Origin of the sequence: Kitasatospora sp. NPDC092948 (assembly GCF_044754805.1) — a bacterium.
GTDB lineage: Bacteria > Actinomycetota > Actinomycetes > Streptomycetales > Streptomycetaceae > Kitasatospora.
Genome location: NZ_JBIVPU010000002.1, coordinates 1003547 through 1020743, shown reverse-complemented (window position 1 = coordinate 1020743; position 17197 = coordinate 1003547). Strand labels below are relative to the sequence as shown.

12 protein-coding genes are annotated in these 17197 nt (G+C 73.1%); 5 read left to right on the top strand and 7 right to left on the bottom strand.

From position 1 onward, the window contains the following. Positions 1-570: 570 nt before the first annotated feature. On the bottom strand, positions 571-1266 hold the full coding sequence (locus ACIQF6_RS09500; RefSeq protein WP_400892117.1) for a DUF4232 domain-containing protein: 696 nt from the start codon (positions 1264-1266) through the stop codon (positions 571-573). A gap of 484 nt (positions 1267-1750) precedes the next feature. Between ACIQF6_RS09500 and ACIQF6_RS09495 the strand changes: the two genes are divergently transcribed. Together ACIQF6_RS09495 and ACIQF6_RS09490 are read left to right on the top strand one after the other, a co-directional pair. Then, positions 1751-3058 carry a hypothetical protein gene (locus ACIQF6_RS09495; protein WP_400892115.1) on the top strand — a complete coding sequence of 436 codons (1308 nt, stop codon included), beginning with the start codon at positions 1751-1753 and terminating at the stop codon, positions 3056-3058. 217 nt (positions 3059-3275) lie between these two features. Further along, a complete protein-coding gene (locus tag ACIQF6_RS09490; protein WP_400892112.1) occupies positions 3276-4343 on the top strand; it encodes a ParB-like protein in 1068 nt (355 codons plus the stop codon). A 65-nt stretch (positions 4344-4408) separates the two neighbouring features. Here the strand turns inward: ACIQF6_RS09490 and ACIQF6_RS09485 are convergent, their stop codons facing one another. Beyond that, positions 4409-5305 carry a LamG domain-containing protein gene (locus ACIQF6_RS09485; RefSeq protein WP_400892110.1) on the bottom strand — a complete coding sequence of 299 codons (897 nt, stop codon included), beginning with the start codon at positions 5303-5305 and terminating at the stop codon, positions 4409-4411. 187 nt (positions 5306-5492) lie between these two features. Continuing rightward, entirely contained in the window at positions 5493-6467 is a 975-nt protein-coding gene (locus tag ACIQF6_RS09480; protein ID WP_400892107.1) for a hypothetical protein, read from the bottom strand. Between the two features lie 273 nt (positions 6468-6740). Here ACIQF6_RS09480 and ACIQF6_RS09475 point away from each other — a divergent pair, with 273 nt between their 5' ends. The 3 genes from ACIQF6_RS09475 to ACIQF6_RS09465 all read left to right on the top strand — a co-directional run bounded on the left by ACIQF6_RS09475 (position 6741) and on the right by ACIQF6_RS09465 (position 9038). Further along, positions 6741-7157 (top strand): DUF6153 family protein, encoded by a 417-nt coding sequence (locus ACIQF6_RS09475; RefSeq protein WP_400892105.1) that lies wholly within the window; start codon positions 6741-6743, stop codon positions 7155-7157. Between the two features lie 98 nt (positions 7158-7255). Next, positions 7256-8161 carry a hypothetical protein gene (locus tag ACIQF6_RS09470; protein WP_400892103.1) on the top strand — a complete coding sequence of 302 codons (906 nt, stop codon included), beginning with the start codon at positions 7256-7258 and terminating at the stop codon, positions 8159-8161. Positions 8162-8225: 64 nt separating this feature from the next. After that, complete coding sequence (locus ACIQF6_RS09465) at positions 8226-9038, top strand: HAD family hydrolase (protein WP_400892100.1); 813 nt, start codon at positions 8226-8228, stop codon at positions 9036-9038. A 7-nt stretch (positions 9039-9045) separates the two neighbouring features. Here the strand turns inward: ACIQF6_RS09465 and ACIQF6_RS09460 are convergent, their stop codons facing one another. The 4 genes from ACIQF6_RS09460 to ACIQF6_RS09445 form a co-directional block, all read right to left on the bottom strand. Next, positions 9046-10827, bottom strand: a complete 1782-nt coding sequence (locus ACIQF6_RS09460) for a GAF domain-containing sensor histidine kinase (protein ID WP_400892098.1) — start codon at positions 10825-10827, stop codon at positions 9046-9048. An 81-nt stretch (positions 10828-10908) separates the two neighbouring features. After that, positions 10909-14364: a thiol reductant ABC exporter subunit CydD gene (cydD, locus tag ACIQF6_RS09455; protein WP_400892224.1), complete on the bottom strand. Its 3456-nt coding sequence runs from the start codon at positions 14362-14364 to the stop codon at positions 10909-10911. A 35-nt stretch (positions 14365-14399) separates the two neighbouring features. Next, on the bottom strand, positions 14400-15404 hold the full coding sequence (gene cydB, locus ACIQF6_RS09450) for a cytochrome d ubiquinol oxidase subunit II (RefSeq protein WP_400892095.1): 1005 nt from the start codon (positions 15402-15404) through the stop codon (positions 14400-14402). 11 nt (positions 15405-15415) lie between these two features. Continuing rightward, positions 15416-16954 carry a cytochrome ubiquinol oxidase subunit I gene (locus tag ACIQF6_RS09445; RefSeq protein WP_400892092.1) on the bottom strand — a complete coding sequence of 513 codons (1539 nt, stop codon included), beginning with the start codon at positions 16952-16954 and terminating at the stop codon, positions 15416-15418. Between the last annotated feature and the right edge of the window lie 243 nt (positions 16955-17197).

Sequence of the window (17197 nt, the reverse complement as noted above, 5' to 3'; positions counted from 1 at the left end):
CCGATGAACGACAGGAACTCCACCACCTCGCCCGGCAGTTCGATCGCCACGCCACGCCCTCCCCCGACGGCACCACATGTCTCCGTGCGACCGTAACCGACGGCTTGTGCGGGGGAGGCAGACTTCTTCCAGATTCGTCACCGTGGACGAACCCGCTCCGCTTCCACCGCAAGACACCCCGTCGGAACCTTGGCCGCCGCCCCCGCGAAGTCGCAGGTCAGCCTGTGACGGGTGAACGAGGCGCGACCGACGTCACCAGCGCCCCACCTGATCCGCCCGGTCGCGCACGCCGCCGTCGGTGTCGGCGCCGACCCGAACCAGGGCTCGTCCCGGGAGCACACGCAGTGGCGATACGTGCGCCGCGAATCGACGGGACTTCGGACTCCCCGCGGGCCGACAACCTGCTGGTCCAGGTGTCGAACCACCTCAAGGCCGCACGATCGGGCCGCGATGGGTGAGCGAGGCATGCCCGGCAGATCGGCGAGCGGGGAAGCCTCCGGCGGGGCAGCCGGTTCGCAGCGGACCGCGACGGTGTCGGCCGGTACTGCTGCCCCGCACGAGGAATCCTGGTCAGCCCTGGCTGCTCGCGAAGGGGTCGACGTTGAGGTCGCCGCAGACGTTGAGGGTGCCGTTGTCGACGCCGCCGGTCACGGACACCTGCTGCTGCTGGGTGGTGTCCGGCAGGATGATCGAGACCTTGGAGCCGGTCACCGCGCACACGTAGCGGCCGGAGGCGGTGGCCTGACCGTTCACGTCGCTGTAGAGCAGCTGTGCGGTGGCCCCGGCTCCCGGGGCCAGCGTCACCGGGGTGTTCGCGCCACCCTGGTGACGGACGGCGTCGATCGGGGAGGCCTTGCCCTCGTCGTCGGCGAGCTGCACGCCGGGGAAGCCGGTGAGGGTGCAGGTGTTCCCGGAGGTGTTGACCGCGCGGATGGTCGCCATCGCGGGCTGCTGCTCGGAGGCGCGGGCCGCGGGGCCGGTCACGCTGAGCTTCACATCGGCGCCGGTGCAGTGCTTGGAGCCCGCGGCGGTGCCGGAGCCACCGGAGCCGCTGCCCGCCGTCGAGCCCGATCCGCCCGCGGCCGCGCCGGTGCCCGAACTCGCCGCGGCCGTCGTTCCGGAGGTGGCCGAGGCCGCGGAGCCCGGCGCCGAGGAGGCGGAGTTCGGCGCCGCGGACGAGCCGCTGCCGGACGAGCCGCAGGCGGTCAGCGTGAGGCCGGCGGTCAAGGTGACGGCCGCGGCGATCAGGCGTGTTGCGGTGCGCATGTGTGTGTCCCCCAACGGCAGGGATTCCCTGCCGTTCCGTGTCGTTCTTGTCCGTGAACCTTCCACACCAGTTCTATCCCGCGATGATCCACAGCTCCATGGATCGGCTGTCACAGCTGTGCCACAGCGCCGAGGAGGCGAAGCACGCCTGCGGTGAAGGCCCTGTGGACACGGAAATCGGGCACGGTCGGGCCGGCGGCCGCGCCGACCACGACGTGGAACCCGGCCAGGTCCTCGCGGGCGCATCCCGCACGCGCGGGGGAGAGCAGGCTCTCCGCAACTGCGACCGGGAGTCGGGGATTCCGCCCGACGGTTCCGGCCACGCCCGGAGATCAATCCATGAAGTGATCAACTCCCTTGTACCAAAGGCGAGTTGAGGTCTCGATTCGCGACGGCCCCGGGGCTACGCTACTGCGGCGCACAGGGGGGACCTCGCGCCGCCGCGGCGAGCCGCGGAGTGACTGCTTTCGGGGGAAAACAGAAAATGCGCACACTCATCGGAAGCGCCCTGCGTCGTGCACTGGGCGCCGGGCTCGCGGTTGCCGCAGTCGGCGCCGCGACCATCGGCCTCACCGGGGCGGCCCACGCCGACTCGGAGCCGGTGTTGTTCCAGCTCAAGGACGCGGTGATCCAGCCGGGCGAGTCCGACCGCCCGCTGGGCCCCACCGGAATCTACGGAAGAGGGGACGGCACCTGGGTCTACGCGGTGAGTTCCAAGCCGCTGACCGATGCCGGCGCCTCGCTCCACCTCCCGGACGGCATGACCGTCGCGGCGGGCACCACCGGCTCGAACAGCCCCAACGGTCAGAACTCGACCTGCACAGCGGTGGTCGGGACCACCGGCGTGTACACCTGCGCCTACCCGCTCAACGCCTCCCTCTCCTCGCCCCTGATCAGCGCATCCGCCGCGGTGCCGGACGGGACCGCGGTCTACTACGGCACGATCTTCGTGCCGGGCGGCCAGAGCGTCGACGACGCCGTGGCCAGGGTGAAGACGGTCGGCAGCAGCCCGGCCGACGGCCTCGGAAGCGAGGGGGCCGCGAAGGTCACCGTGCTGACGCGCGACCACGTGGCCGGGAACACGCTCCGGCCGACCGCCCCGGACCTGCCGGCCGGGCAGTCGGTCACCCAGCAGGTGAAGGTCCACGCGGTCGACGCCGGTACGCTCCGGCTGTTCTTCAACAGCGCCGACGGCCAGCCGAGTTGGCCGTTCTTCCCGACGCCGATCGGCGTGCGGGTCACCGGCACGACGGCGACGCCCGCAGGTTCCTGCGGCAACGTGTCGAGCGACCTCAACTCGCCGACCGTTATCGCCTGGTGCGACCTCCCGGCCGGGGACAGCACCGTCTCCTACACCTTGGCCGCCCAGCCCGACCTGGTGAGCTGGAAGGTCGACGTCCGGGCCGAGTACCACGTCTACACCTGGGCCAACGGCAACCCGACCGCGCACGCCACGTTCGCCTTCCTGGGCACCACCCCCGCACCGTCCGCCTCACCGACCGCCTCACCGACCGGCTCCCCGACGCCGACGCCCACCGGCTCGACGACCACCCCGGCCCCGACCACCTCCGACAGCCCGACCCCGACCGCCACCGAGACCCCGACCGACTCCCCGACCGCCACCACGACGACCGCCGCCGTCGGCTCCCCCTCCGTCCCCACCGGCGGCGCCCTGGCCAGCACCGGCGCCGACGCCCTGGTGCCGACCCTGGCCGGCGGCCTCTCCCTGCTGGCCGGCGGCGGCGCGACCCTGCTGGCCCTCCACCGCCGCCGGCGGGGTTCGCACAGCTGACCTCTGCGACACCGGAGCACCCGGACGGCGGCAGCCGGGGGCGGCTGCCGCCTCTTCTCGGTGACAGTTCGTCAATCGGACCGGCCGACGGCGGGCCGGCGGGGATCCGCGGGGATCGTTCATCCGCGTTTTCCGGGACGCCACGGCGGCGATGCCGGGCGTTGGCCCGCCGCTGGAACGCTCACGGGCACATCCAGCCACCCTCGCAGGGAGTGTCATGCGATTCCGAGTCCCGTCCGCGGTACCGCTGTTGGCGGTCGGTGCGGCCCTGGTCACTGTTGCCACCGCGGCGCCGAGCGCGGTCGCCGCGCCCGGCGCGCCGGGGCAGCGCCCGTCGTTCTGCGGGCACGACAACCGGCACACCCCGTTCGCCGGGTACCTGTGCGCCCAGTCCGGGGACCTGCTGGACGTGCGGATCGGCGACGTCCACCCGACCCAGCCGTCGCTCGGCTACGACGAGGTGTACTACAAGCTCGGCCGGTACACGCTCGGCAAGGACGCGATCAACAAGAAGTTCAGCGACTGGTGCGAGGCGGACGGCCGCATCGAGGCCGTCGCCGTGCAGCCGAACGCCCGGCTGGACGACCCGTCCTCCTTCACCTGCACGCTGCCGGTCGGCGCGGAGACCGCCGACAGCGAGGCCGCGATGAAGACGGTCGTGATCGGCCCCGGCGGCGAGCCGTTCCTGACGGACGGTCACCACACCCTGACCTCGTTCTACGAGACCCCGGACGGCGGCGCGAACCTGCACGTGCGGCTTCGGGTGCTGGCGAACCTCAGCACGCTGACCCAGAAGGACTTCTGGGCGCAGATGCAGGCCAACAAGTGGGTCTATCTGAGCGACCCGCAGGGCAACCCGGTGAAGACCAACAAGCTGCCGACCTCGGTCGGGCTGGCCAACTTCCAGGACGACACCTACCGCAGCCTGCTCTACTTCGGCCGCGACATCGGTTACACCCAGAACTCGGTGCCGTTCCAGGAGTTCTACTGGGGCAGCTGGATCCGGGACACCAAGCCGGTCGACCTGTCCGGCTGGAACCGCTCGGACCTGACCAGCTACCTGGCCGCCGTGAAGAGCACCACCCAGACCATGGCCGCGCTGCCGAAGAACACGCTGATCGGCAGCGGCTTCACCGCCGCCGACCTGGGCGCGCTGGACCAGTGGAACGCCGGAAAGGCCGCCAACAAGGGCGAGTTCGACAAGCTGAGCAAGCCGTACTCGGACGCCAAGCCGGGCAAGCTGGCGTACGCGCTGGAGTACAAGAAGGTCAACGGCCTGGGCTGAGACCGCCCGGGCAGCAACGACGAGGGGCCGGCGGATCTCCGCCGGCCCCTCGGTGCGTCCGAAGGTCAGGACCCGAGCAGGTTGGCGGCCGGGGCCGGGTCGGCGGCGCCGCCGTTCGCGGCCTTGGAGACCTGATCGGCCGTCAACGCCCTCTTCCAGACCTGGACGCCGGCGATCGAGCCGCTCCACGCGTCCGACCACTTCGCCTTGCTGCGGGCCCGGCCGATCTCCAGCGGTCCGGTGCCGGCCACGATCGACGGGGCGGGGGTGGTCTGGGCGAGGGCGCCGTCCACGTACAGCGAGATGGTCTTGGCCTTGGCGTTGTACACCCCGGTCAGGGTGGTCCACTGGCCGGTGGCGGCGGTCGCAGTGGACACCGCCAGCGCGTTCTTGCCCGTCTCGTTGGCGGTCTGCACCTTGAAGACCCAGCGGTTCTTGGTGCTCCCGGCGTCCTCGCGGCCCAGGTAGAAGGAGAAGAACTGCTCGCCGTTCTGCGACAGCGCCGCCTTCGAGGCGGAGGCGGCGTCGTTGCGGACCACGGCGGAGACCGTGAAGTCCTTCGTGGTGTCCACGGACGCGTCGGCGGCCTCCGCGTAGCCGTCGCCGGTGCCGGTCAGTTGCAGCGCCTTGCCGTTTCGGCCGTCGGCGGCGCCCACCTTCGCGGCGCTGCCGAGCGTCAGCCCCGACACCTCGGCGGCGTCCTTTGCGGTGCCGCCCTGGTCGGCGGAGGCCTTCGGGGACGGCTTGGCCGTCGCCTTCGGGGCGGTGTCGACCTTGGCGGCCTTGGGCGCGGCCGGGCCGTGGGGGGAGTCCTGCACGATCACCGCGACGGCGACCATCGCACCGACCGTCACCAGGCCGGTGGCCAGCGCGGTGATGCCGAGGGTTCGCTTGCGACGGTCCTCCCGCGCATCCGCCTCCGCCATCATCCGCCAGTACGCCGAGTCCGGTCCCCCCGCCATCGGCTCTCTGGTCGCACCCGCACTGCCTGCCGCCCGCCTGCCCGCCACGTTCTCCCCGATCCGTCTCTTGCTCGTCGGCGGAACTCTAGGCGGCCCGGTTCGAACACGCGAACCGGAACGCGAACGCCTCGCCCCGCCCCCTCGGCCGGAACCGGCATGGGGGCGGGGCGAGTTGACGCGCGACCGGTCAGCCGCGGCGGGCGGCGGACCGACGACGGGCGGCGAACGCCACCGCACCGGCGCCGAGCAGCACCAGCGTGGTGCCGCCGAGCAGCATCGGGGTGCTGCTGGAGCCGCCGCCGGTGGACGCGAGGTTCTGCGCGGCGACCGGAACGGCGGCCGGGCTCGGGGCGGTGCTGCTGGTCAGAGCGGCCGGGACGACGGCCGGGGCGGCGTTGTCCTTGTCGGCCGGGGTCTGCTCCGGGGTGGCCGGCGCCGAGGGGGTCGCGGCCGGGGTGCTCGGAGCCTTGCTGGTGGCGGTGGGCTCCGGGGCGGTCGGGGCTCCGGGGTGGACGATCGGCAGGGTGAAGTGCTGGACGGTCTCGGGGTAGGCGACCGATCCGATCTTTGCCCCGACCCGGATGTCGACCTGCTTCTGCGCTGCGGTGGAGTGCGGGGTGACCGAGAGCCGGAACATGAAGCGGCTGGCGTGAATGGGCTCCAGGTCGGTGGCGAGGAACCCGTAGTCGCCGCGCAGCGACGCGTCGCAGCCGTACTTCAGGGGGACGGTCTTCCAGACGCCGTCCTTGGCGACCTCCAGGACGAGGTCCTCCGGGTGCAGGACGGACGACGTGTCGCCGTTGCTGACGTCGTCACCCTCGTTGGCGAAGGTGGGGAACGGCTGGATTCCCTTGATGGCCTCCGTGCCACCGTTGAAGACCTCGACGCCGAACTCGACCGGGTCGCCGCCCGCGGTGACGGTGGTGGCCTCCCGGGGAAGCAGCCCGACGGCCGGCTTCGGGTCGGCCGCGACGGCCGGGGCGGCGGCCGGAGCATCGGCGGGCGCGGCGGCGGCCGGGGCGGCGGCGGCCGGGGCGGCGGCGGCCGGCTGGTCGTCGCCGCAGGCCCAGGCGCTGGTGGCACCGCCGAGGACAGGGACGGTGGCGCCGAGGACGGCGGTGGCGGCGAGGACGGCGAGGCGGGTGCGGCGGCGAACGGTCATCGGAAGTTCCCCCCAGGAACTGGTGATGGTGAGTGGTGGATGCGGCAGTTGCCCCTGAGTGTTTCCGCTGGCCGGGCGAGCGCCGTAAGAGAATTCTGTCGAGCTGATGTTCGCAATGGATCGGCGATTCGTCACCGAACGGCAACAGCCGATCGAGCCCGTACTGACCGCTGCTGCCAGGGAATTTGACGCCTTGTTGACCGAGCGCGGGAGCCGCCCGACGCCGCCGGGGCTTACCTTGCACAGATACCCGGCAGGGGTATCGTGGCGGTGATGGAGCGGACCGGGCGGGCGACGGACCCCGGCGGGCGGACGGTCGCCCGGTGGGCGGTGCTGTGCGCGCTGCTGCTCGGACTGTTCCTGATGCACGGGAGCCCGGCGAGTGCCGCCGGGTGCCACCGGGTGGCGGCGGCCGCGGTGACGGCCCACCCGATGGACGCGCACGCCGGGGAGGGGAGCGCGCGGGCGGCCGTCCGTGCGCCGGGCGCGCACGAAGGTTCCGCCGTCGACTGCGTCTCCACTCCCGCCCGTGACCAGCTCCACCCGACCGGCCCGACGGCCGCCGCGCCGTGGACCCACCCGCCGGCGACCGCCGCCGGACCGCTCCGCGCGGGCGGCTCCGAGGGCGGCCGGGCCCCGCCGGACGGCGGGCCGGAGCTGCTGATCCGGCTCTGCGTCGCCCGCAGGTGAGGACGCCACCCGGCCGGGCCCGAGAAGGGGCCGCCGGGCGCCGCGTCCTGTCCGCGACCGCGCACCGCCGGTGCGCGCGCACCCTGGAGCGAACTCCGATGACCCGCACCACCACGACCACCCGCCGCACCCTGCTCACCGCCGCGACCGCCGCCGCGCTCGCCCTGACGCTGGCCGCCTGCGGCAGCGACGCGATGTCCGGCACGGACCACGGCGCCGCGCCGTCCGCCTCCGGGCCCGGCGGCATGCAGGACATGCCCGGGATGAGCCACGGCCCGGACGGCATGGCGGGCATGGCCGGCAGCACCGACGGGCTGGCCGCCGAGCAGGGCGGCTACCGGCTGGACGGCGCCCTGGCCGACAGCACGTACCGGTTCACCGTGACCGGCCCGGACGGCAAGGTGCTGACCGAGTACCAGCCCGAGCAGACCGAGGAGATGCACTTCTACGCGATCCGCTCCGACCTGTCCGGCTTCCAGCACCTGCACCCGGTGCGCGGCGCCGACGGCGCCTGGACGGCGTCGCTCGCCGCCCTGCAGCCCGGCGAGTGGCGGATGTACGCCTCGTTCGTCCCCGGCGCGGGCAGCGGCAAGGGCACCGGCCTGGTGCTCAGCCGCACCGCCGCGGTGGCCGGGCAGGCGAGCGCGGTGCCGCTGCCGGCCGCCGCCGCGAGCACCGGCGTCGACGGCTACACGGTGACGGTGGCCGGTGCACCGAAGGCCGGCGCGGCCGGGCCACTGACCGTCACCGTCACCAAGGACGGGCAGCCGGTCACCGACCTGGAGCCCTACCTGGAGACGTACGCGCACCTGACCGCCTTCCACGCCGGCGACCAGGCGTTCGCGCACCTCCACCCGGAGACCCCGGTCACGCCCGGGGGCGGCGGCCCGACCCTCTCCTTCCACGCCGAGCTGCCGAAGCCCGGCGACTGGCGGCTGTTCCTCCAGTTCCGGACCGGCGGCACCCTGCACACTGCGGCACTCACCCTGAACGTCGCCGCCTGACCGTTCCGGACCCGCCCTGCCCGGGGCGGGTCCGGTTCTCGCACGAGTGCGCGAAGATGGACGGATGACCGCCTCCCCGCGCCCCCGCCTGATCGCCACCGACCTCGACGGCACCCTGCTGTGCGCCGGCGGGACGGTTACCGCCCGGACGGCGGCCGCGCTGGCCGCCGCCGAGGCCGCCGGCGTGCAGGTGGTGTTCGTCACCGGCCGCCCGCCCCGCTGGATGCGGCACCTCGGCCCGCACATCGGCGGCCACGGCGTGGCGATCTGCTCCAACGGCGGCGCGGTGGTCGACGTCCGGCGCGGCGAGCTGCTGGAGACCAGCCCGCTGGACCGCGCCGACACGCTCACCGTCGTCGAGCGGCTGCGCGCCGAACTCCCCGGCACCGCCTTCGCGTTCGAGTTCCCGGACGGGTTCGCCCGGGAGCCCGAGTACACCGTCTTCTTCGGCGAGTCCGACCACGACCACCCGGTCGGCCCGGCCGCCGACCTGCTCGCCTCCGGCCGGGTGGACGGCCTGTTCAAGCTGCTCGGCAAGCACCCCGACCTGTCCCCCGACGAGTTCCTCGCCCGGGCCCGCGCCGTCGTCGGCCCGCTCGCCGAGGTCACCCGTTCCAGCCCCATCCCGCTGATCGAGATCAGCGCCCCCGGCGTGACCAAGGCCAGCAGCCTGGCCCGCTGGTGCGCCCAGCACGGCATCGACGCCGCCGAGGTCGTCGCCTTCGGCGACATGCCCAACGATCTCGAAATGCTCGCCTGGGCCGGCCAGTCCTACGCCGTCGCCAACGCCCACCCCCTGGTACTCGCCTCCGTCACCCGCCACACCGCCGGCAACGACCAGGACGGCGTCGCCGCCGTCATCGAGACCCTGCTCTGACGCCTCCTCAGAGTCGCGCCGTCCAGCGGACCCTGGTGCCCCTGGCGTGCGGGCCGGGCTCGTGCCAGGCGTCGCCGCCGAGGGCCTCGGCGCGGCGGGTGAGGTTGCGCAGGCCGGAGCGGCGGCCGTCGGCGGGGATGCCGACGCCGTCGTCGGTGACGGTGAGCAGGACGCCGGGCAGGCCGGGGTGGGCCGGGTCGAGGCGGACGGGGCGGCCGTCGGGGCCGAGGTGGACGGTGGCGTCGACCTCCACCGCGACCCGGGAGGCGCGGGCGTGCCGGGCGGCGTTGGAGAGCATCTCGCGGAGCGCAGCGAGGAGTTGGCGGGAGGCCTGTTCGCCGACCAGGCTCTCCACCGGCCCGGTGAACGTGATGGCGGGCCGGAAGCCGAGCGCCGCCGCGGCCTGGCTGCCCTCGCGCAGCACCCGGGTGCGCAGGGTGTCGGGTTCGTCGTCGCTGTCGCCGTGCTGGAGGGCGTAGATGGTGGTGCGGACTTCCTGGATGGTGGCGTCGAGTTCGTCCACGGCCCGGTCGATGCCGTCCTGCACCTCGGGGACGATGGCCCGGCGGGCCGCGGTCTCCAGCATCATCCCGGTGGCGAACAGGCGTTGGATGACCAGGTCGTGCAGGTCGCGGGCGATCCGGTCGCGGTCCTGGAAGACCGCCAGCCGCTGCTGGTTGAGCTGGTACTCGGCCAGCCGCAGGGCCAGCGCGGCCTGCGAGGCGAAGGTCTGGGCGAGTTTCCGTTCGGTGTCGGTGAACGGTGCGGCGTCGGCCTCGCGCCACACGCAGAGCGCGCCCAGCACCCGGCCCGAGGACACCATCGGCACCGCCATGGACGGCCCGAACTCCCGTGCCAACCGGTCGAACTGACTGTCCGAAGCGGTCTCGGGGGCGGCCGCCAGGTCGTCCAGGTGGACGGCTTCGCCGGCCAGCAGTCGAGGGGCGAGGCCGTGTTCGGGGAGCAGCTCGCCGACCAGGAAGTCGGCGCGTTCGCCGGAGGCGTGCGCGACCCGCATCCGGTTCTCGCCGGCCGGCAGCAGGACCATGCCGAGCGCGCCCTCGGCGAGTTCGCGGACCTGTTCGGCGGCGACGGTCAGCGCGATCCGGGCCTCGTCGGTGGAGAGCAGTGAGGTGGTGACGGCGGCCGCGCCGGTGATCCAGCGCTCGCGGCGCCGGCCCTCCTCGTACAGCCGGGAGTTCTCGATCGCGACGCCGGCGGCGGCGGCCAGCGCCAGCACCACCTGTTCGTCCTCGGGGGTGAACGCGCCGCCGCCCTGTTTCTCGGTCAGGTAGAGGTTGCCGAAGACCTCGCCGCGGACCCGGATCGGCACGCCCAGGAAGGACACCATCGGCGGGTGCTCGGGCGGGAGGCCGACCGAGCGCGGGTCGGTGGACAGGTCGGTCAGCCGCAGCGGCCGCGGGTCGTCGATCAGCGCGCCGAGGATGCCGCGCCCGGACGGCAGCCGGCCGATCCGGCGGGCGGTGGCGTCGTCGACGCCGACGTGGATGAAGTCGGACAGGCCGCCGCCGTGCGGGTTGACCACGCCGAGCGCGGCGTACCGGGCGTCGACCAGTTCGGCGGCGCCGGAGGCGATCCGCTGGAGGGTGGTGTGCGGGTCGAGGTTGGCGCCGACCGAGACCACGGCCTCCAGCAGCCGCTGCATCCGGTCGGCCACCGCGGCGGCCGACTGGAGCCGCTCGGAGACCTCGGTGACCAGGGTGTCCAGCCCGAGCGAGGAGATCTCGGGAATGCGCGGCGGACCGTTCTCGGCGGCGGGCTGATCCATGCCACCAGTGTGCCTGTTCGACCTGGTTCGACCCGGTTCGTCCGGGATTCCGGGCGGGGCGGCACCCGCCCGGACGGCCGGTCAGGCGGCCAGCTGCCGGGAGTCGCCGGTCCGTTCCTGGGCCAGCATCGCGGCGAGCCGGCCGCCGGGGCGGGTCGCCAGCCGCGACCAGCGTCCGCGCTCCACCACCCGGCCGTCGTCCAGCACCAGCACCTCGTCCACGCTGTTGTCGTCCAGGCCGGCGAGCCGGTGGGTGATCAGCAGGGTGGTGCGGCCCTCGGTGGCGGCCAGCAGGTCGGCGGTGAGCGCGTCGGCGGTGGCCACGTCGAGGTGTTCGGCGGGCTCGTCCAGCACCAGCACGGGGAAGTCCGCGAGCAGCGCCCGGGCCAGGGCGAGGCGCTGGCGCTGGCCGCCGGAGAGCCGGGCGCCGTGCTCGCCGACCATGGTGTCCAGGCCCTCGGGCAGGCCGTCCACCCAGTCCAGCAGGCGGGCCCGGGAGAGTGCGGCGCGCAGCTGGGTCTCGTCGGCGTCGGGGCGGGCGAGACGCAGGTTCTCCCGGACCGAGCTGTCGAAGACGTGCGCGTCCTGCGCGCACAGGCCGACCACCCGGCGGACGTCCTCGCCCGCCAGCTCGCGGGTGTCGACGGCATCGGGGCTGCCGTCGGCCAGCCGCACCGAGCCGGCGGACGGCTCGACGAACCGCAGCAGGACGTGCGCGAGGGTGGTCTTGCCGGAGCCGGACGGGCCGACCACGACGACCCGCCGGCCGGGGCGCAGCTCCAGGTCGACGCCGCGCAGCGCGTCCCGCGACGCCCCGGGCCAGCGGGCCGTCAGGTCGCTGACCAGAATGGGCAGTTGATCGACGGGAAGCGCCTTCGGCTCGGCGGGCTCGGCCACCGGCAGGGGCGAGGCCAGCACCTCGTCGAGGCGTTCCCGGGAGGCCCGGGCGCGCTCCCGGAACCGCACCGCGGTGGGCATGCCGGCGACCGCCTCGAACGCGGCGAGCGGCGTCAGCACCACCACCGCCAGGCAGACGCCCGGCAGCGCGCCGGAGGCGACGCCGCGCACGCCGGCCGCGGCGGCGGCCACCACCGTCAGGCCGGAGATCAGGGCCACCAGGCCCGCCGAGAGCGCGCCGGAGGCGGCGGAGCGCCCGGCCAGCCGGGTCAGCGCGGCGTCGGCGCCGCGGGTGGCGCGCAGCCGGTCGGGGAGGGCGCCGGCGACGGTCAGTTCGGCGGTGCCGGTCAGGGTGTCCAGCACGGCGGTCGCCAGCTCGCCCTTGGCGGGGGCGTGCCGGCGCTCGGTGCGGCCGGAGATCCGGCGCTCCAGTGCGGGGACGGCGGCCCCGGCGAGCAGCAGGCCGACGGCGAGCACCAGTCCGGCGAGCGGCAGGAAGGCGGCGAGCGCGGCGGAGGCGGCCAGCGACACCACGGCGGCGACCGCGGCGGGCAGCCGCCAGCGCAGGTGGAAGTCCTGCACCGCGTCGACGTCGGCGACCAGCCGGGACAGCAGGTCGCCGCGCCGGAACTGCGGCAGCCCGGCGGGGGCGAGCTGCTCCAGTCGGCGGTAGACGGCGGTGCGGATGCCGCCGAGGGCCTTCAGCACGGCGTCGTGCGAGACCAGCCGCTCGGCGTAGCGGAACACGCTGCGGCCGATGCCGAACGCCCGGACCGAGGTGACGGCGACCATCAGGTACAGCACGGGCGGCATCTCGGAGGCGCGGGAGATCAGCCAGCCGGAGGTGCCCATCAGCGCGACGGCGCAGCCGAGGGCGAGCGAGCCCAGCAGAACGGCGGGCCACAGCCGGGGCTTCGCGGCGGGGGCCGGCTCGTCCGGGGCCTCGGCGCGGGGCACGGGCCGGGCCGCGCCTGGCTGCGGGGCCGGGGCCGTCGCGGGGGCGGGAACGGGGGCGGGGACGGCGGCCGCGGGCGGGCCGGGCAGGTGGACGTGGTGGTCGGCGAGGGCGATCAGCGCGGGCCGGTGGGTGATCAGCAGGACGGTGCGGTCGAGCCGGCCGAGGGTCTCCAGCAGGGCGGCCTCGGTGACGGGGTCGAGGTGCGCGGTGGGTTCGTCCAGCACCAGCAGCGGGCGGTCGGCGAGCAGCGCGCGGGCCAGTGCGAGGCGCTGGCGCTGGCCGGCGGACAGGCCGTGGCCCATCTCGGCGAGCCGGGTGCCGGGGTCGGCGAAGTCGACCCCGGCGGCGGCGAGGGCGGCGGCGAGTTCGGTGTCGGTGGCGTCGGGGCGGGCCAGGCGGACGTTCTCGGCGACGGTGCCGGCGAACAGGTGGGGGTGCTGCGGGACCCAGGCGAGTTGGGCGTGCCAGCTCGTCAGGTCGGTGTCGGCGAGCGGCTGGTCGCCGATCAGCACCCGGCCGGCGTCCGGGCGGACGAAGCCGAGCAGGACGTTCACCAGGGTGGTCTTGCCGGCGCCGCTGGGGCCGGTCAGCACGGTGGTGCGCCCGGCCGGCACGGTCAGCGAGACCTCGTGCAGGGCGTCCTGGGTGCGGCCGGGGTGACGGACCGTCAGTCCGTCGATCCGCAGGTCGGCGGCGGCCACCGGCGGGGCGGGGCGGCGGCCGGCCTCGGGCAGCGGGGTCTCCAGCACCTCGAAGATCTTCCCGGCGGCGGCCAGGCCCTCGGCGCTGGAGTGGTAGAGCGCGCCGACCTGGCGCAGCGGCAGGTACACCTCGGGGGCGAGGACCAGCACCAGCAGGCCGGTCTCCAGGTCGAGGGTGCCGTTCACCAGCCGGAAGCCGATGGAGACGGCGACCAGGGCGACGGAGAGGGTGGAGAGCAGTTCCAGTGCGAAGGAGGAGACGAAGGCGAGGCGCAGGGTGCGCATGGTGGCGCGGCGGTAGTCCTCGGTGATCCGGCCGATCGCGGCGGCCTGGGCCTTGGCCCGGCCGAAGACCTTGAGGGTGGGCAGGCCGGCCACCACGTCGAGGAAGTGGTGGGAGAGCCGGGACAGGCCGGCGAACTGGCGGTCGGTGCGGGCCTGGGTGGCGTAGCCGATCAGGATCATGAACAGCGGGATCAGCGGCAGCGTCACGCAGATGATCGCGGCGGACTCCCAGTCGGCGCCGAGGATCCGGGCCAGCACCACCAGCGGGACGACCACGGCGAGGGCCAGCTGCGGCAGGTAGCGGGCGAAGTAGTCGTCGAGGGCGTCGACGCCGCGGGTGGCGAGGGTGGCCAGGTCGCCGGTGCGGCGGCCGGTCAGGTAGCCGGGGCCGAGCGCGGTGGCGTGGTCGAGCAGCCGGCGGCGCAGGGTGGACTTGACGGTGGCGACCGAGCGGTGGGCGGTGAGTTCGGTCAGCCAGGCGACCAGCGCCCGGCCGAGGGTGACGGCGGCGAGGCCGAGCAGCGGCCCCCGCAGCGGGGACTCGCCGTGCTGGAAGGCCCGCACCACCAGTTCGGCGATCAGCGCGGCCTGGGCGACCAGCAGGGCCGCGCCCACCCCGCCGAGCAGCACGGAGCCGGCGAGGAAGGCGCGGGTGGTGCGGGCGTACGCCAGCAGCCGGGGGTCGATCGGACGCATCCGCTGCCGGCTGTCCATCAGGGGGTACTCCTGCCTCAGTGGTGGGCGGCGGGGATGTGCTGGACGCCGATCCGGCGGCGGAAGACCCAGTACGTCCAGCCCTGGTAGAGCAGCACGATCGGGGTGAAGATCACCGCGACGATCGTCATCACCTTGAGCGTGTAGGGCGACGACGAGGAGTTGCTGACGGTCAGCGACCAGGCCGGGTTCAGGCTGGAGGGCATCACGTCGGGGAACAGCGCCAGGAACAGCATGCCGACAGCGGCGACGATGGTCAGTCCGCTGAAGCCGAACGCCCAGCCCTCACGGCCCGCCGTGTTGGCGCCGAGCGCGCCGAGCAGGGCCAGCACCGCGACGATCAGCGCGGCCAGGCTCCACTTGTTGCCGGTGTCGACCTGGGTCCAGATCAGGAAGGCCGCCGCGAGCGCCGCGGTGACCAGTCCGAACACGTTGGCCTGGACCCGGGCGCGGAGCCGGATGTCGCCGGTGGTCTTCAGCGCGGTGAACACCGCGCCGTGGAAGGTGAACAGCAGCAGGGTGGTGAAGCCGCCGAGCAGGGCGTACGGGTTGAGCAGGTCCCAGAGGGTGCCGACGTAGTTCTTGTTCTGGTCGATGTCGACGCCGCGCACGATGTTGCCGAAGGCGACGCCCCACAGGAACGAGGGCAGCAGGGAGGTCCAGAAGATGGCGAGTTCCCAGTTGCGCTGCCAGCGAGCGCCCTCGCGCTGGTGCCGGTACTCGAAGGAGACGCCGCGGACGATCAGGCAGACCAGGATGACCAGCAGCGGGATGAAGAAGCCGCTGAACAGGGTGGCGTACCAGTCGGGGAAGGCCGCGAAGGTGGCACCGCCCGCGGTGAGCAGCCACACCTCGTTGCCGTCCCAGACCGGGCCGATGGTGTTGATCAGGACGCGGCGTTCGGCGGTGTTGCGGGCCAGCACCCGGGTGAGGATGCCGACGCCGAAGTCGAAGCCCTCCAGGAAGAAGTAGCCGATCCACAGGACGGCGATCAGGATGAACCAGAAGTCGTGCAGGTGCATGTGATCCGTCCTCAGTACGCGAAGGCGAGCGGCTGATCGGCGTCCTCGTCCGAGGGGCCGCGCAGGGTCGGGTCCTTGGCGGGCGGCTTCTCGTCCGTGTTCGGGCCGGCCGCCGCGTACTTGGCGAGCAGCTTGACCTCGATCACGGCGAGGATCGCGTACAGGGCGGTCAGCGTGCACAGGCCGACCACCTGGGTGCCGACGGTGACGTTGGGGGAGACCGCGTCACGGGTGCGCATCAGGCCGAACACCACCCAGGGCTGGCGGCCCATCTCGGTGAAGATCCAGCCGAAGCTGTTGGCGATCAGCGGGAAGCCCATGGTGAAGATGCCGATCCGCCAGCTCCACCGGGTGAAGAAGACGCTCATCTCGCGGTTCTTGGTGAGCATCAGCTTCGGCGGCTCGTCCTCGCCGGTGCGGTGCTCGGGGGCCAGCCAGAACTTCCGGCGGGTGGTCCACAGGCCGATCAGCGCGGCGACGAAGGACGTCATGCCGAAGCCGATCATCAGCCGGAATCCCCAGTAGGTGACGAAGATGTTGGGGATGTAGTCGGTGGGCTGCCCGCCGTGCTGGGCGGCCTCGGCGGCGGCGATGTCGTTGATGCCGGGCACTTCGGACGAGAAGTCGTTGTGCGCGAGGAAGGACAGTATTCCGGGGATCTCCAGGGCGACCGAGTTGTGGCCCTTGGAGACGTCGCCGACGGCGAAGACCGAGAACGGGGCGGGGGCCTGGGTGTCCCAGAGCGCTTCGGCGGCGGCCATCTTCATCGGCTGCTGCTCGAACATCACCTTGCCGAGGGTGTCGCCGCTGATCGCGGTGCCGAGGCCGGCGACCACGGCGAGGGCCAGGCCGAAGCGCAGCGAGGTGCGCATCGCGGCGGTCTTGCGCCGGTCGGTCTGCTTGCCCTGCTTGGCGCGCCACAGGTGGTAGCTGGAGATGCCGATCACGAAGGCCGCGCCGGTGAGGAAGGCGGCGGTGAGGGTGTGGAAGACCTGCACCAGGGCGGTGTTCTGGGTCAGCACCCGGACGATGTCGGTGAGCTGGGCCTTGCCGGTGGCGGGGTCGATCCGGTAGCCGACCGGGTGCTGCATCCAGGAGTTGGCGGCCAGGATGAAGTACGCGGACAGCGCGGTGCCGATGGCGACCATCCAGATGCAGGCCAGGTGGATCTTCTTCGGCAGCTTGTCCCAGCCGAAGATCCACAGCCCGATGAAGGTCGACTCGAAGAAGAACGCGATCAGCGCTTCCATCGCCAGCGGGGCGCCGAACACGTCACCGACGAACCGGGAGTAGTCGGACCAGTTCATGCCGAACTGGAACTCCTGGACGATGCCGGTGACCACGCCCATGGCGATGTTGATCAGGAAGAGCTTGCCCCAGAACTTGGTGGCGTGGAAGTACTTCTCCTTGCCCGTGCGCACCCACGCGGTCTGCAGGCAGGCCACGATCGAGGCGAGGCTGATCGTCAGTGGAACGAAGAGGAAGTGGTAGACGGTGGTGATGCCGAACTGCCATCGCGAGATGGTCTCGTGAGCGACTGCTAGGTCCACTGCGCCCTCTCTCACAGGATGTGCCTGCCGGACAAAAAGCATATTTAGCACGCAACCGTGCCGAACCTGCCCAAGCTTGTCCGCTTGTGAACGTGAACACGTTCACAAGAGCAGTATCCATGATGCTTATCAGTGCGTTCGCACGGGGGGGGTGTTTTCCGACAGTCGAATGATCCGCCGCCCGCTCGGGCCGCGACAAGCCTCCGCCGGGCTCCGCCGATGTACTGAACGGCGCTTGACAGC